This is a genomic window from Massilia sp. YIM B02763 (genome assembly GCF_030412015.1).
Classification (GTDB): Bacteria; Pseudomonadota; Gammaproteobacteria; order Burkholderiales; family Burkholderiaceae_D; genus Telluria.
This window is the reverse complement of sequence record NZ_JASNRD010000013.1, coordinates 110506-125780: the sequence shown is the minus strand read 5'-3', so window position 1 is coordinate 125780 and position 15275 is coordinate 110506. Positions and strand designations below refer to the sequence as shown.

The window sequence follows — 15275 nt, the reverse complement described above, 5'->3', positions numbered from 1 at the left end:
TGTCGCAACACATGGTATGCGGGAATATGCGACGGGCAGGTCCATGCCCCCGGATGGGTCATCGGCGGCGCCGCCACGGTGCGGGTGCACCGCTGCGGCTCAGCCGTAGCGTTTCTGGCAGCGCTCGCACCAGAAGCCGCGGCGCGCGGTCTTGCCGAGCTTGCCCTTGTGGAAGGGGATGTGGCAGCGCGGACAGGTCTTCTGGCTGTGCGCCAGCCAATGCCGTTTCAACACCCCTTCTTTTTTCCAGCCGAGGAAGTCGAAGCTGTACTGGCGCGCTTCCTGCACCAGCGCGCGCAGCTTGGCCGGGGGCAGGCTGCCCACCGTCGACAGCGGATGCAGGCGGATGCGGAACAGCACCTCGTTCTTGATGATGTTGCCGACGCCGGAAAAGATATCCTGGTCGAGCAGGGCGTCGCAGGCGAGCATGTCTGGCGCTGCACGCAGCTTCTTGCGTGCCCGCGCCGGATCCCAGTCGTCGGACATGACGTCGGCGGCCCAGTCGTAGTCGGCGTCGAGGTCGCCGTGGAATTCCTTGACCGAGCATGCATAGAAATTGATTTCACCGCCGTCGGCGAAGCCGAGCGACAGGCGCGGCACCTTGTCGCGGCGCTCGTCGATGCGGTAGGTGCCGAACAGCAGGAAGTGGATGCGCACCGTCATGGCCGGCGTCCGGATCAGGAAATGCTTGCCCCAGGTGCGCAGCGCCAGCACGGGCTGGCCTACCAGGCGCGCCGTGTCGATGGCCCAGGTGTTGCCGTCGGCGCGCACGATCTCCTGGCCCACGAAACGGGCCGTCTGTTCCTTCAGCATGACCAGCGATGGACCTTCGGGCATGGCGTTCTCCTCCTGCCCCCATTCTGCGAGCGGGCTCTTGAATTGCCGGTGCGGGGCCTAACATTCCGATACAAAGTTTGACGTTCCGGCGACGGACACCGCCGTGCGAACAGGCGTATATTCGTGTCCGGATACCCGATTTCGAGAAAAGGACATGACCATGAAATCGTTCATGAAGAGGGCGGCCCTGGCGGGCGTCCTGGCATTGGGCGCAAGCAGCGCGTTCGCCGACGTCACGGTGACCTACGTGAAACCCGAAACGTTCTACGACCTGCCGTTCGCCACCTGGGAACGCGACGAATTGCTGCAGCAGATCACCGACCATTTCGTCGAGCTGGGCAAGTCGCTGCCGCCGGGCCAGAACCTGCGCATCGAGGTGACCGACTTCGACCCGGCCGGACGCCTGTATCCGAATGCCCGTGCCGGCAAGGATATCCGCGTGGTGAAGGGCATGGCCGACTGGCCGCGCATGGACCTGCACTACACGCTGGAGCAGGACGGCCAGGTGCTCAAGAGCGGCGACGCCAAGCTGTCGGACATGAATTACCAGCAGAACTTCAACCGTTACTTCGACACGGAACCGCTGCGTTACGAAAAGCGCATGATCGACGTCTGGTTCGACAAGGAGATCGCGCCGCTGAAGGACCGGCGTGGCCTCGCGGGCCGATGATGGCAGTAATATAATAAAAAGCTATCGCAATGATAGAAACGATTCAATGCTGACATCAACGCTACGTTAGCGCGCTAACGTAGCGTCCGGTCTTCCTGGGCTAACTTGGCTGTTGGACAAATGCCAACAACCAACCAGTGAGGACAGGATGACTTCCAACAGCAAGACCCCGGCAACAGGCAAGCCCGATGGCGCAGGCTCGGTCCTGAGCACCATGGCAGGTCCCTCGGACCCGACCCCGCCCGCCGCCAAGCCCCACAATCCGGTCGAGGACCGCCTGTTCGACAAGATCGCCGCCGAGAAGGACCTGGCGGCAAGCATGCCGTTCAACCCGAACAAGCCGGCCGAATACGGCGATGCGTCGCGCGTCCCGCAGGAAGGCGCCCACGCCAAGCCGGCCACCCACGCCGCCACGGGCAGCACCAGCACCGAGATCGCCAGCTCGTCCAAGGTCGGCAGCGGCCAGCCGCCGGAAGGCGAGAACGCCACCGTGCTGCCGCTGGACCGCGTGCGCGTCGATCCGGCCGAGCGCCACCTGACCACCAACCAGGGCGTGCCGGTCGCCGACAACCAGCACTCGCTGAAGATCGGCCTGCGCGGCCCGACCGCGATGGAAGACTTCATCCTGCGCGAGAAGATCACCCATTTCGACCACGAGCGCATTCCCGAGCGCGTGGTGCACGCGCGCGGTTCGGGCGCGCACGGCTTCTTCGAAGCCTATGACGATTTCTCCAGCCTGACGCGTGCCGCGCCGTTCGCGGCCAAGGGCAAGCGCACGCCGGTGTTCGTGCGCTTCTCGACGGTTGCCGGCGAGCGCGGCTCGACCGACGTCGCGCGCGACGTGCGCGGCTTCGCCGTCAAGTTCTATACGGACGAAGGCAACTGGGACCTGGTCGGCAACAACATCCCCGTGTTCTTCATCCAGGATGCGATGAAGTTCCCGGACCTGGTGCACGCGGCCAAGCCGGAACCGCACCATGCGATGCCGCAGGCGGCCACCGCCCACGACACGTTCTGGGACTTCGCCGGCCTGTCGCCGGAAATCGCGCACATGCTGATGTGGGTGATGTCGGACCGCGCCATCCCGCGCAGCTACCGCACCATGCAGGGCTTCGGCGTGCACACCTTCCGCCTCGTGAATGCCCAGGGCGAATCGCGCTACGTGAAATTCCACTGGACCCCGCTGCAGGGCACGCACTCGCTGGTGTGGGACGAGGCGGTCAAGATCTCCGGCGCCGACCCCGACTTCCACCGCCGCGACCTGTGGGAAGCGATCGAGTCGGGCAACTTCCCCGAGTGGGAACTGGGCCTGCAGATCTTTACCGAAGAGCAGGCGCAATCCTTCCCCTTCGACATCCTCGACGCGACCAAGATCGTGCCGGAAGAGCTGGTGCCCTTGACCCCGGTCGGCCGCCTGGTGCTGAACCGTAACCCGGACAATTTCTTCGCCGAGACCGAGCAGGTGGCGTTCTGCACGGCGCACATCGTGCCGGGCATCGACTTCACCAACGACCCGCTGCTGCAGGGCCGCAACCACTCCTATCTCGACACGCAGCTGACTCGCCTGGGCGGCCCGAACTTCCACGAGATTCCCATCAACTCGCCGGTCGTGCAGATCCAGAACAACCAGCGCGACGGCTTCCACCGCCAGGCGATCCACCGCGGCCGCGTCAACTACGAGCCGAATTCGCTGGGCGGCGGCTGCCCGTTCCAGGCCGGCCGCATGGGCTTCATGAGCTTCCCGGAGCGCTTCACCACCGAGGACAAGGTACGCGGCAATCCGGAGCTGTTCGCCGAACACTACGGCCAGGCGCGCCTGTTCTACCAGAGCCAGACCCCGGTCGAGCAGGCCCACATCGCCAACGCCTTCCGCTTCGAGCTGACCCGCGTGCAGACCCCGGCCGTGCGCGAGCGCATCCTGGCGCTGCTGGCCAACGTCGACGCGGACCTCGCGGCCAAGGTCGCCGAAGGCCTCGGCATGGACGTGCCGGATCCGCTGCCGCGCGCCCTTGATGCGCCAGTGCCGAGCTATGCCCCGTCGCCGGCGCTGTCGCTGCTGGCGCGCCCGGGCCAGACCGGCATCCGCACGCGCCGCGTCGCCATCCTGGTGGGCCGCGACAGCGACGCCGCCCAGGTGCGCGCCCTGTACCAGTCGCTGCTGGACGACGGCGCCGTGCCGCGCCTGGTCGGCAATATGCTGGGCAAGCTGCCGGCCGCGAACGGCGACGCGCTGGACGTCGAGGTCACGCTGGAAGCGGCGCCGTCGGTGCTGTTCGACGCGATGATCGTGCCGGATGGCGCGCAGGCCGTGGAAGCGCTGGCGCGCAACGCCCACGCGATCGACTTCGTGCGCGAACAGTACCGCCACTGCAAGACCATCCTGGTGCTGGGCGCCGGCGCCCAGCTGCTGGCCAAGGCCATGGTCCCGTCCACGCTGCCGGACGGTTCGGCCGACCCGGGCCTCTTGGTCGACGCCCCGATCGACGCGTTCAAGACGGCGCTGGCCAGCCACCGCGTGTTCGTGCGCGAGACCGATCCGCCGATGGTGTAAGCGTTTCGCTGCCCGTCGTCCCCGCGCAGGATAAAACAGTCCAGTGGACTGTTTTATCCCATGCTGAGCACCAGAATTCGGTACGCCAGACTTGAGTGGAACCGAAGCACCGGCTTCGGTTTTTCAGCATGGGTCCCTGCCTGCGCAGGGACGACGGACGATCAATCGACCCAATTCACCCGGTCGAACTTGCCGCGGAAGTCGTCCGGCATGTCCACCACCTGGCTCGTCTTGTAGTTGTAGAACACGAAGCCCTGCTTGGCGAGCGCGATCGTGCACTTGTCCTTGGGCCGGGTGACGCGGAAGATGACGTCGCCGCCGTACTTGTTGAAGTCCATGACGCCCACCTCGAACAGCAGCTGGTCGCGCGCATGGGCCTCGGCGCGGTAGACGGTGGCCAGGTCCGTGACGATGATGCCGGTGCCGTCGCGCTCCGTCTCGGCGACGCCGTACTCGAACAGGAAGCGGGCCCGCGCCTCGGAGATCATCGAGATCATCGAGTCGTTGCCGAGGTGGTCGGCGGCGTTGATGTCGGTGACGCGCACCGTCAGCAGCGTCGTGTAGCAGTACTGGTCCTCGGGAAAGGTAAGCTGTAGTCGTGCCATGGCTGCATTCTATAAAAAATCAGCGGAAGTTCAGCGCGAGGTTGGCCTGGTCAGGCGATAGATCAGCAGCGCGGCCCGGATCGCGCCCCGCTCGATCGAGCCGACGTCCAGGTCCTCGTCCGGCGAGTGGGCGCCGTTGCCGTTGGCGCCCAGGCCGTCCAGGCTGTCGAGCAGCGGGGCCACGAACTGGACGTCGCCGGCGCCGCGCGCCTCGGCCGGCACGGCGCCCACCGGACCCAGCCCCGCATCGCGGCTGGCGCGCGAATACGCTTCCAGCACCTTCAGGTTGCCCGGCGTGACGGCCATCGGCGGATACGAATCGTGGAAAGCGATGGTGGCGCTGGCACCCGGCAGGCTCTGCGCGACGATCGCCTGCATGCGCGCCTGGGCGCGGTCGCGCTGGGCATAGTCGAGGTAGCGCAGGTCGCCCTTGATCCTGGCCCCGGCCGCGATGACGTTGGTCTTGCCGAAGGCGGTGCCGCGCGAGGCGGCGTCGTCGGCCGTCAGCTCGGTGCCGCCCACGATCAGGCCGGGGTTGAAGGTCAGGCCCGGTTCGGCCACCTCGCGCCGGAACGCGTCGAGGATGCGCGCCGCCTCGTACACGGCGCCGTAGCCGTTGGCGCCGAACACGGTCGAGGAATGGCCCGGCTTGCCCTTGACGTCCAGCTCCCAGCTCGCCGTGGCGCGGCGCCCGACGGTAGCCGTGGCCAGGCCGTCCTTGTCGATGATGCTGCCCTCGAAGCTCAGGGCGATGTCGCTGCGCTTGGCCAGCGCGACCATGTCGCCGCGCGAGACGCTCTTCGGATTGCCCGCTTCTTCCTCGTCGCCCGTGAACATCACTGCGATGCTCGTGTTCTCGAGCGCCCCGACCTGCTTCAGCGCGCGCAGCGCCTCGATCACGATGACGTCGCCACCCTTCATGTCGGATACGCCCTGGCCGCGGATCCGGTCGCCGTTGCGCTGCCACATGGGCACGGCGCTGCCCGGCTCGAACACGGTGTCCAGGTGGCCCAGCAGCAGCAGGCGCTTGCCCTGGCTGCCCTCGCGCGTGGCGACCAGGTGGCCGGCGCGCTTCATCTCGGGCGGCAGCTCGATCCAGCGGGTGGAAAAACCGAGTGCGTCGAACTGGTCGCGGAACAGCTTGCCGACGGCGCGCACGCCCTGCGTGTTCATGGTGCCGCTGTTGATCAGGACGCTCTGCTCGAGCAGGGCCAGCGCCTGCGGCGAATGGGCCTTGACCTCGGCGACGATGCGCTGTTCGACTGGGCTCAGCTCATCGGCGGCGGCCGCCCCTACGCATCCTGCGGCGAGCATGGCCGCGACGATCGTCCTGCGCATCATGATCTTTCCAAAAAATAATGATGCTCGACTTTACACCGATTCGGCAGCCGCATGCAGGCGTTTGTTGCTGACCTGCACCGAGGCGCTGGCGATCCGGCCGTCGACCACTTCGTAGACCGCCACCATGTTCACGGTGCCCGTTCCATCGGGGAAGGTGCGCGTGACTTCCTCATGGTCGACGACGATATTGCCCATCACGGCGCGCTGCAGCAGGCGCGCGTGCAGGTTCGGCTCCTGGAAGCGCACGGCCATGCGTTCGCGCATCTCGGCCGCTCCGGTCGCGAGCAGCTTGCCCGGATGCTCGTACTGGCGCGCATCCGGCGCATAGGTGGCGAGCAGGGCGTCGATGTCGCGGGCATTGTAGGCGTCGAGCTGGCGCTGGACGACGGCTTCGGGAGAATCGTGCATGGCGGTGGTGGCTGGGTTGAAAGTTTCCATTCTGCCACGCATCGCCGTTCAGGGCGCCGGATCGCTCGGATAGGGCGGGCGCGTGCGCATCTTGCGCACCACGCCGGCACGGTCCAGCAGCAGCACCAGCTCGGCCGTGCGGCCGTTGCCAGCGTCGGTGCTGTAGACCCAGGCTTCCATGCCGCTGTCGAACACGACGTTGCGGGTCTGGCCGAAGGCGGCCAGCAGCTCGGCGCGCGTGGTCTTGCCCGGTACCACGAGCTGGTTGAAGCGCTGCTGCTGCACGAGCGTGCCCGGCGCCTGCGAACGGGTGGCGCAGCCGGCCAGGGCCGCGACGATGAGGACGGCGGCGAACAGGCGGCTCATGGCGCGGCCTCCGCGGCGTCATCCATGTAGTCGAAGCTGACCAGCGTGTCGTCGGGCCAGGTCCTGTCCCAGATCGGTGCGTAATATGTGCGGTCGAGCAGCACCTGGCAATCGCAGTACTGCAGCATGTCGCGCGTCTGTTCGCCGCCCGCGTACAGGAAGCGGAAGGGCAGGATCTCGGTGCGCGCGCCGGCACGCAGCGTCACGGAGAACACGGGGCGCTCCGTAAAGAACAGGAAATTGCCGTCCGGGCTGTTGCAGACTTGCTCCGGACTCGTGAGCACGTTCGCGATCCAGCCGAACAGCGGCGAGCTGTTCGACACCAGGCCCGCCTCCACGCCGACCAGGCATTCGAGGCGCAGGTCGCCCAGCCGGCGTGTGTCGGGCGGCAGGCCGGGCGTGATCACCTGGGCGCGCCAGGTCATGCTGGTGGTCTTGCGGTTGGCGATCACGGCCGCGTCCTCGCGCAGCGCCTGCTCGTTGCGCGGCAGCGTGAAGGTATTGTCGGGCGCGACGGGGATCGGCAGGGTGATGCCGTCGCCGACCACGCGCAGCGTGATGCCGCTCATGTCCACCCGCGGCGTGCGCGGCAACAGGCGGAAGCGCAGCGATGCCTTCGGCGCCAGGCCGTGCTGGCGTTCGAAGCGTTCCATGCCGTGCAGCATCTTGCGGTAGGACTTGTCGACCGGATCGCGCGTGGAGGTCACGGTGACCGTCTGGGCGGGCGGCACGACGGCCGCGGCCGGCGGCGCCTCCTGCGCCGACTGCTGCACCTGGGAGAAGGCGACAGCAGGCAGCAGGGAGGCAAGCAGCGACAAGATCCGGCGCATCGTCGGCCGCTTACCAGTAACGCACGCGGCCGACGTCCATGTGGACGAATTGCGAGTCCGGATAGTAGCCGACCCCGCCGCCCTTCGCGGCCATGGCCGCCTTGTGCAGCTTGGCCAGGTCCTGGCCAGGGATGCGCACGTCGATCGCCTTGCCGTCCATGTGCAGGCTGTGCTTGGCGACGCCGCTCGTGTTCTCGTGCAATTTCGCATTCGTTTCCGGCGAGCGGTAGCCGGAAATGACGTGGATGGTCGGATGGTCGCCGAATTTCGCGCTGACACGGTCGAGCAGCAACAGCAATTGCGGATCGATTTCCGCCACCTTGTTGTTGCGGTGGTCACGCAGCAATTTGTTGATGTCTTGCAAGGCGTCGGGGATGAACTGGCCCTCGGCCCAGAACACGCTGCGCGTCGTTTCGCCCGTATGCGTGTTGTACAGGCGCAGGATGCGTTCTCCCGGTGCGGCGGCAACGGCGGCCGGTACCGACTTGGCTTTCACCACGGCCGGCGCACCGAGCACCGAGGCGAGAACGGCGGAGCTTTTGAGAAAGGAGCGTCGTTGATTCATGAGGCTGTCCTTGCTGGTGGCTAAGTCCGCATCATACGCCCCATGGCGGGATCATGCAGACAGACCACGCCTCCGGAGGATGTCAGTCCAGAACTACAAGCCGCTGCAACATTTCTTGCAGACAGGCGTGCATCGGGTACGCAGGCATCGCGCCTACAATAGCCTGTTTGAATGGATCGTTCCAGGGAGAACCCATGCGTGTACTGGCTTGCTTGCTGGGCTTGTGGCTCGTCGTGCAATCGCATGGCGCTGGCGCGCAAGCCGCTCCCGCCGTCGATGTCCCGACGCCCGACATTGCCTACACACGCTTCGTGTTGAAGAACGGCCTGACGGTCATCGTGCACGAAGACCACAAGGCACCCGTGGTGGCCGTCAATACCTGGTACCACGTGGGTTCCAAGGACGAGCAGCCGGGCAAGACGGGCTTCGCCCACCTGTTCGAGCACCTGATGTTTTCCGGCAGCGCCCATTTCGACAAGACCTTCCTGTCCGCCCTGGAGGGGATCGGCGCGCGCGACCTGAACGGCACCACCAACAAGGACCGCACCAATTACTTCGAGACGGTGCCGGCCTCCATGCTCGACTACGCGCTGTTCGCCGAGAGCGACCGCATGGGCCACCTGCTGCCCGTGCTCGACCGCAAGAAGCTCGACCTGCAGCGCGGCGTGGTGCAGAACGAGAAGCGCCAGCGCGAGAACCAGCCCTATGGCGTCGTCGAACAGCTCGTCGCCGACAACACCTGGCCGCGCGGCCATCCGTATTCCTGGACCACGATCGGATCGATGGCCGACCTCGACGCGGCGAGCATGGACGACGTGACGGCCTGGTTCAAGCGCCACTACGGCCCGAACAACGTCGTGCTGGTGCTGGCCGGCGACATCACGCCGCAGCAGGCGCGCGCCAAGGTCGAGCGCTACTACGGCGACATCCCGCCGGGACCGCCGCTGGCGAAGCAGCGCGCCTGGATCGCCAGGCGCACGGGCACGCACCGCGCCCAGGTGCAGGACCGCGTGCCGCAATCGCGCATCTACCGCATCTGGAACGTGCCCGGCGCGGACACGCCGGAAGAAGCGCTGCTCGACCTGGCGGCCCAGGTGCTGGGCGGCGGCAAGGCCTCGCGCCTGTACCAGCGCCTCGTCGTCAGGGACCAGCTGGCGACGTCGGCCTTCGCTGGCGACGAATCGGAGGAGATCGCCGGCCAGTTCGGCATCAACTTGACGGCGCGTCCGGGCGCCGACACGGCCGCCATGGCGCGCGCGGCCGACGAGGAATTGCAGGCATTGCTCGCGCACGGTCCGACGGCGGAGGAGTTGCAGCGCGCCCGCATCGCCATCCTGGCCGGGCAGGCGCGCGCGCTCGAGCGCGTCGGCGGCTTCGGCGGCAAGAGCGACGTGCTGGCGCGCTGCGCCGTGTTCACGGGCCAGCCCGACTGCTACAAGACGTACGCCGGGCGCATCCGCGCCGCCACCCCGGACAGCGTGCGCCGGGCGATGCGCGAGTGGCTGGCGGACGGCGACTTCGTGCTGCAGGTCGACCCGTTCCCGACCGGCTTGTCGGCCAGCGCCTCCACGCTCGACCGCAGCCAGGGGCCACCCATGGGCGGCCCGGAAACGCTGGCGCTGCCGCCCATGCAAAAGGCGACGCTGAAGAACGGTTTGAAGGTGGTGCTGGCCGAGCGCCACGGCGCGCCCGTGATCAATCTGTCGCTGATGGTCGATGCCGGCTTCGCGTCCGACTCCCAGCGGCAGCCGGGCCTGGCCAGCTTCGCGCTGCGGATGCTGGAAGAGGGCACGGGCGGGGCCGGCGCGGCCACGCGCGACGCGCTGCAGATCGGCCGCGCGCTGGAAGCGCTGGGCGCCTCGTTCGGTACCACGATCAACCTGGACGGCGCCTTCGTCAACATGAACGTGCTGCGGCCGACGCTGGCGTGGGCGCTGGACCTGTATGCGGACCTGGCCCTGCATCCGTCGTTCCCGGCGGCGGAGGTGGAGCGCCAGCGCGCGCTGCGCCTGGCCGGCATCCAGCGCGAGAAGACGGTGCCGCGCGCGATGGCCCTGCGCGCGCTGCCGGCGCTCGTCTACGGCCGCGGCCACGCGTATGCGCTGCCGCTCACGGGCAGCGGCACCGAGGAAGCGGTGGCGCAGATCACGCGGGCCGACCTGGCGGCCTGGCACGCGGCCTGGTTCAAGCCCGGCAATGCGACGCTGCTGGTCGTGGGCGACACGACGCTGGCCGCGCTGCTGCCGCAGCTGGAGCGCGCCTTCGGCGGCTGGCGGCCCGGCACGGTGCCGGCGAAGCACGTGGCGACGGTGGCCCAGCCGGCCGGCACCACGGTCTACCTGATCGACCGCCCGGGCGCGCTGCAGAGCGAGATCGTGGCCGCCCAGCTGGCGCCGCCGCGCGCGTCGCCGGACACGATCCCCCTGAACCTGCTCAACGACGTGTTCGGCGGCACCTTCAGCGCGCGCCTGAACATGAACCTGCGCGAGGACAAGCACTGGTCCTACGGCGTCGGCTCGACGCTCGTGCAGGCCGTGGGCCAGCGCATCCTGTACAGCGCCTCTCCCGTGCAGACCGACCGCACGGCCGCCGCGCTGCGCGAGCTGGCCGGGGAATACGCGGCCATCGCCGGCAGCCGTCCCGTCACGCCACGCGAACTCGCCGATGCCCAGGCCAACGAGACGCTGGGCCTGCCCGGCGCCTTCGAGACCGTGGCGCAGCTGAGCAATGCCTACGCGACCATCCTGCAGTACGGCCTGCCGGACGATTACTACGACACCTATGCGGCGCGGGTGGCGGCCCAGACGCCGGCCGGCATCGATGCGCTGGCGCGCCGCCTCATCCTGCCGCGCCAGCCGGTGTGGATCGTCGTGGGCGACCTGGCGAAGATCGAAGGGGACATTCGCGCCTTGAAGCTGGGCGAGGTGCGCCGGATCGATACGGAAGGGCGTTTGCGCGAATGACGCAATCTCGATTGCTACAAAGTGGTAAAAAAACTTCCATAAAAACGTTGCATACTACTTCGGTATGGAATATGGTTGTTCCAATAACAGCTATTTTCCACTCCGAGGAGGCGCAGCATGGTCGGTATTTCCACTGCATCGCGATGTGTCTTGCTGGCCGCGGCCGGTGTCGTCGGGCCGGCCATGGCCCAGCAGGCGACCCCGCAGGTCGAAGTGAAGGGCAAGGCGGCCGACTACGACGCCCGCCGCGACGACACGGCCATGAAGCTCGTCGTGGGACGCGAGGACATCGAGCGCTATGGCGATACGTCCTTGCCCGATGTCCTCAAGCGCATCCCCGGGGTTACCGTGGTGAACACGGGGCGCAGCGTCGAAGTGCGCATGCGCGGCCTGGGCAGCGGCTACACGCAGGTGCTGCTGGATGGCCAGCGCACGCCGCCCGGCTTCTCGCTCGAGGACCTGGCGCCGGACACGGTCGAGCGCATCGAGGTCATGCGCGCGCCCACGGCGGAGTTCTCCACGCAGGCGGTGGCCGGCACGATCAATATCGTGCTGCGCAGCGCGCGCAAGTCGAGGGCCAAGCCCAAGCGCGAGGCCAAGCTGGGCTACCTGGCGGGCGGCGACTTCAAGGGGCCGAGCGCGACGCTGGACCTGTCCGGCACGGGGGAGCGCAGCGGCTATGCGCTGGCGGCCAACGTCAACCACGAAAGCTTCGACCGGCACTTCTTCGGTTTCCAGGACAATACGCGGCGGGATGGCAGCGTCGACCTGCTGCGCCGTACCGACGTGGCCGAGGACGGGCACATCAACCGCTACAGCATCAATCCCAAGCTGGAATGGACGCTGGACGGCGGCGATACGCTGTCCTGGCAAACGCTGGTCAACGGCAACCGCTTCCGCAACCATGCGCATGCGCTGGTGGCCACGGCGATCGGTGCGCCGCCGCAGGTGCCGGACCTGCGTTCGACCGTGGCCAGCGACAACGCGACGCTGAAGTCCGACCTGAGCTGGACGCATGCCTTCGATTCCGGTACGAAGCTGGAGGCGAAGGTGGGCATCGAAGGGGCGCACCAGGACAGCGACAGCGCCGGCATCGGCGACGACGCGGCGGGACGTCCCGCCACCGACCAGCGCATCCGCCTGAAGGGGCGCGAGCGCGGCGTCGATTCGACGGGCAAGCTGACGAAGACCCTGGACGGCGGCCACGTGCTGGCGGCCGGCTGGGACGGCGGCATGCGCTGGCGCGACGAGACGCGCACGGAGCGCGACGCCGTGCGCCCGTTGCCGCCGACCTTGCCGGCCGACGAGTTCTCCGACGGCCGGCTGGCGCGCCTGGCGCTGTATGCGCAGGACGAGTGGACGCTCGACCAGGCCTGGTCCGTGTACCTGGGCACGCGCTGGGAAGGCATCCGCACGGACGCCGCCGGCAACACCTTCGCCACCACGCGCGTGCGCTCCAGCGTCTGGAGCCCGATCGCCCAGGTGCTGTGGAAGGTCCCGGGCAGCAAGGGCGACCAGCTGCGCCTGGCCGTCAGCCGCACGTATAAGGCGCCCGAGCTGGCGAACCTGCTGCCGCGCCGCCAGACCTGGGAAAACAACGACGCCACCGAGGCCGACTACATCGGCAATCCGCGCCTGCAGCCGGAACTGGCCTGGGGCGTGGACGCGGCCTGGGAACACTACTGGGCCGAGGGCGCGATGGTATCGCTGGCAACGTCATGGCGGCGCATCGGCAACTACACGGGCAACCGTGTCTACTTCGACGGCTACCGCTGGATCTTCATGCCGGAGAACGTGGGCCGCGCCGACAGCAGGAGCCTGGAGCTGGACACGAAATTCCCGATCAAGGCCCTGGCGCTCGATGTGCGTGCGAACGTCGCCCGCAACTGGTCGCGCGTGGACGACGTGCCCGGACCGGACAACCGCATGGAGCAGCAGATCCCGTTGACGGCCAACGTGGGCCTGGACTGGAAGGGCGGCGCCTGGTCGGCCGGCGGCAGCTTCGCCTTCCGCGCCGCGGCGCCCGTCTCGAGCAGCATCGACCGCGCCACCTACCTGCCGGCGCGGCGCGACCTGGAAGCGTATGCGGTGTGGAAGATGGCGCCGACGGTGCAGCTGCGCGTGGCGCTGGCGAACATCCTGCGCGAGGACGACGGGTTCGAGGTGAAGTACATCGATCCGGTGGCGGGGGTGCAGAAGCGCAGCTGGAGGTATCCGGGGAATATCAAGCTGAGGACGACGCTGGAGACGGCGTTCTGAAACCTGGCTATTTTAAGCAACGTCGTCCCTGCGAAGGCAGGGACCCATGCTGAACGTCCGAATTCGGTACCTTGGAAACATCAGAAGAACTTCCGACATACCGGATTCCTGTTGCTCAGTATGGGGCCCCGCCTTCGCAGGGACGACGGCGCTCAGTTTTTCGGCTTCGTCTTCTTCTGCTGCTCTTCCCGCCACTGCTGATACCGCTCGATCTGCTCCTCGCGCCGCAGCACCTTCGAATGCGGATCGAGCGTGTAGCTGGCTCCCGCCGGCAGCGCCACGCTGCCCCGTCCATCCGTCATCGGCACGGTGACCACCTTGGCGCCGACGCGCACCTCGACCGGCATCGGGAACGGCGTGTCCTTTTCCGTCTTCCATGCCAGTTGCAGGGTATCGCCGCTGCGGGTGGCCTGCAGGTCGGGCAGGGCGGCCTGGTACAGGTAGGCCTGGAAGAACCAGTCCAGGTCGCGGCCGGCGTTGCGCTTGACGATGGCCATGAATTCCCGGGTGGTGCCGTAGCGCGGCGCGAAGTTGCCGGGACGCGGATCGGGCGTGCCGTAGACGATCTCGCGCACCGAGCGGAAGAACGCGTCGTCGCCGACCAGGCCGCGCAGCGTGTGCATGACGAGCGAGCCTTTCACGTAGATGTCCTGGCCCGGCCCCTTCTTCTCGTCGTACACGTCTTCTTCCAGCTTGGGCGTGCCGGACACGATCGGCTTCTTGTTGCGGATGCCGGCGCGCGACGCTATCAGCAGGGCGAAATATTCCTGGTCGCCGCGCAGCACCTGCATGTACAAGGGCTGCATATAGCTGCCCAGGCCCTCGTGCAGCCACATATCGTCCCAGTCCGCGTTGGTCAACTGGTTACCGAACCATTCGTGGGCGAATTCGTGCTGCAGCAGCTCGTCGAAGCCGTAGGCCGTCTTCGCGTACTTGTTGCCGTAAGCATTGATGGTCTGGTGCTCCATGCCCTTGTGCGGCGTCTCCACCACGCCCATCTTTTCGTCGCCGAACGGGTAGGGGCCGATGGTGGATTCGAAGAAGTCCAGCATCTGCGGGAATTCGGCGAACAACTCCTTCGCCTGCGCCTCGCTCTGCGGCAGGTAATAAAAGCGCAGCGGGATGGTATTGCCGTAGCGGCTCTTGTAGTCGCCCTCCAGCAGTTTATACGGACCGACGTTGATCGAGATGCCGTAGGTGCTGGGGTTCTTCGTGCGCCAGTGCCAGGTGTTCCAGCCATCCTTCGTGTCCATGCCCAGCGCGACGCCGTTGCCGGCGGCGACCAGCGGCGCCGGCACCGTCAGGTGTTCCTCGACGACCTTCGCCTTGCCGGTCGGGTGGTCGATGCAGGGCCAGAACAGATCGCAGCCCTCGCCCTGTACGGCGCTGGCCACCCAGGGCTGGCCGTCCGGCGTGGTCGACCATACGAAGCCGCCGTCCCACGGCGCCTTCTTGGCCACGTGCGGCTTGCCGTGGTAGCGCACCCGGACGGTGGTCTGCTTGCCGGGCTCCAGGCGCCGCGGCAGCTCGACCGTCAGCTTGCCGTCCGGATTGCGCCAGCGGTTGGCGGGCAGCGGCTGGCCGTCCACGTCGATGGCCTCGATCGGCAGGTTGCGGTCCAGGTCCAGTTCGATGCGGTCGACGGCGGCACGGGTGCCGAAGGTCAGCAGCACGTCGCCCTGGATGCTCTTCGTCGCCGGCTCGATGCGCAGCTTCAGGTCGGCCTTGTCGAATTCCAGCGCCTGCTGGTCTGCGCTGCGGACGGCGCCGGAACCGACGGTGGTCGCGGTCAGGGGCGGCTGGGTGGTGGCGCAGGCGGCGAGCAGGGCGCTCATGCCGGCCAGGGCGAATCGTTTCATGGACACTCCGCTGTTGATGAT

At 67.5% G+C, this 15275-nt stretch carries 12 protein-coding genes; 4 read left to right on the top strand and 8 right to left on the bottom strand.

All coding sequences use genetic code 11. The annotated features are described in order from the left end of the window. Nucleotides 1-99: 99 nt before the first annotated feature. Nucleotides 100-837, bottom strand: a complete 738-nt coding sequence (locus QPK32_RS17105) for a DNA-formamidopyrimidine glycosylase family protein (RefSeq protein WP_290413997.1) — start codon at nt 835-837, stop codon at nt 100-102. Nucleotides 838-991: 154 nt separating this feature from the next. On the opposite strand from QPK32_RS17105, the gene QPK32_RS17100 reads away from it, so the two are divergent. Both QPK32_RS17100 and QPK32_RS17095 read left to right on the top strand, forming a co-directional pair. After that, on the top strand, nt 992-1507 hold the full coding sequence (locus QPK32_RS17100) for a DUF3016 domain-containing protein (RefSeq protein WP_308632581.1): 516 nt from the start codon (nt 992-994) through the stop codon (nt 1505-1507). A gap of 148 nt (nt 1508-1655) precedes the next feature. Next, entirely contained in the window at nt 1656-4058 is a 2403-nt protein-coding gene (locus QPK32_RS17095; RefSeq protein ID WP_290413996.1) for a catalase, read from the top strand. 161 nt (nt 4059-4219) lie between these two features. On the opposite strand, the gene QPK32_RS17090 is transcribed toward QPK32_RS17095, so the two are convergent. From QPK32_RS17090 to QPK32_RS17065, 6 genes are read right to left on the bottom strand one after another with little or no spacing between them, the layout of a single operon-like run. Further along, nucleotides 4220-4663 (bottom strand): thioesterase family protein, encoded by a 444-nt coding sequence (locus QPK32_RS17090; protein WP_290413995.1) that lies wholly within the window; start codon nt 4661-4663, stop codon nt 4220-4222. Nucleotides 4664-4693: 30 nt separating this feature from the next. After that, nucleotides 4694-6004: a M20/M25/M40 family metallo-hydrolase gene (locus QPK32_RS17085; RefSeq protein ID WP_290413994.1), complete on the bottom strand. Its 1311-nt coding sequence runs from the start codon at nt 6002-6004 to the stop codon at nt 4694-4696. Between the two features lie 30 nt (nt 6005-6034). Beyond that, complete coding sequence (locus tag QPK32_RS17080; protein ID WP_290413993.1) at nt 6035-6442, bottom strand: nuclear transport factor 2 family protein; 408 nt, start codon at nt 6440-6442, stop codon at nt 6035-6037. 18 nt (nt 6443-6460) lie between these two features. Further along, nucleotides 6461-6778 (bottom strand): hypothetical protein, encoded by a 318-nt coding sequence (locus QPK32_RS17075; RefSeq protein ID WP_290413992.1) that lies wholly within the window; start codon nt 6776-6778, stop codon nt 6461-6463. Then, nucleotides 6775-7608: a hypothetical protein gene (locus QPK32_RS17070; protein ID WP_290413991.1), complete on the bottom strand. Its 834-nt coding sequence runs from the start codon at nt 7606-7608 to the stop codon at nt 6775-6777. Before QPK32_RS17070 ends, QPK32_RS17075 begins: the two co-directional genes overlap by 4 nt. A 10-nt stretch (nt 7609-7618) precedes the next feature. After that, nucleotides 7619-8173, bottom strand: coding sequence for a DUF882 domain-containing protein (locus tag QPK32_RS17065; protein WP_290413990.1), 555 nt, complete (start codon nt 8171-8173; stop codon nt 7619-7621). Between the two features lie 194 nt (nt 8174-8367). Between QPK32_RS17065 and QPK32_RS17060 the strand changes: the two genes are divergently transcribed. Together QPK32_RS17060 and QPK32_RS17055 are read left to right on the top strand one after the other, a co-directional pair. Next, the gene (locus tag QPK32_RS17060) at nt 8368-11136 is read left to right on the top strand and encodes a pitrilysin family protein (protein ID WP_290413989.1); all 2769 of its coding nucleotides are present in this window, start codon (nt 8368-8370) and stop codon (nt 11134-11136) included. Between the two features lie 117 nt (nt 11137-11253). Then, nucleotides 11254-13395 (top strand): TonB-dependent siderophore receptor, encoded by a 2142-nt coding sequence (locus QPK32_RS17055; protein ID WP_290413988.1) that lies wholly within the window; start codon nt 11254-11256, stop codon nt 13393-13395. 152 nt (nt 13396-13547) lie between these two features. Here QPK32_RS17055 and QPK32_RS17050 read toward each other — a convergent pair whose 3' ends face one another. Then, a complete protein-coding gene (locus tag QPK32_RS17050; protein ID WP_290413987.1) occupies nt 13548-15254 on the bottom strand; it encodes a M1 family metallopeptidase in 1707 nt (568 codons plus the stop codon). Nucleotides 15255-15275 lie beyond the last annotated feature (21 nt).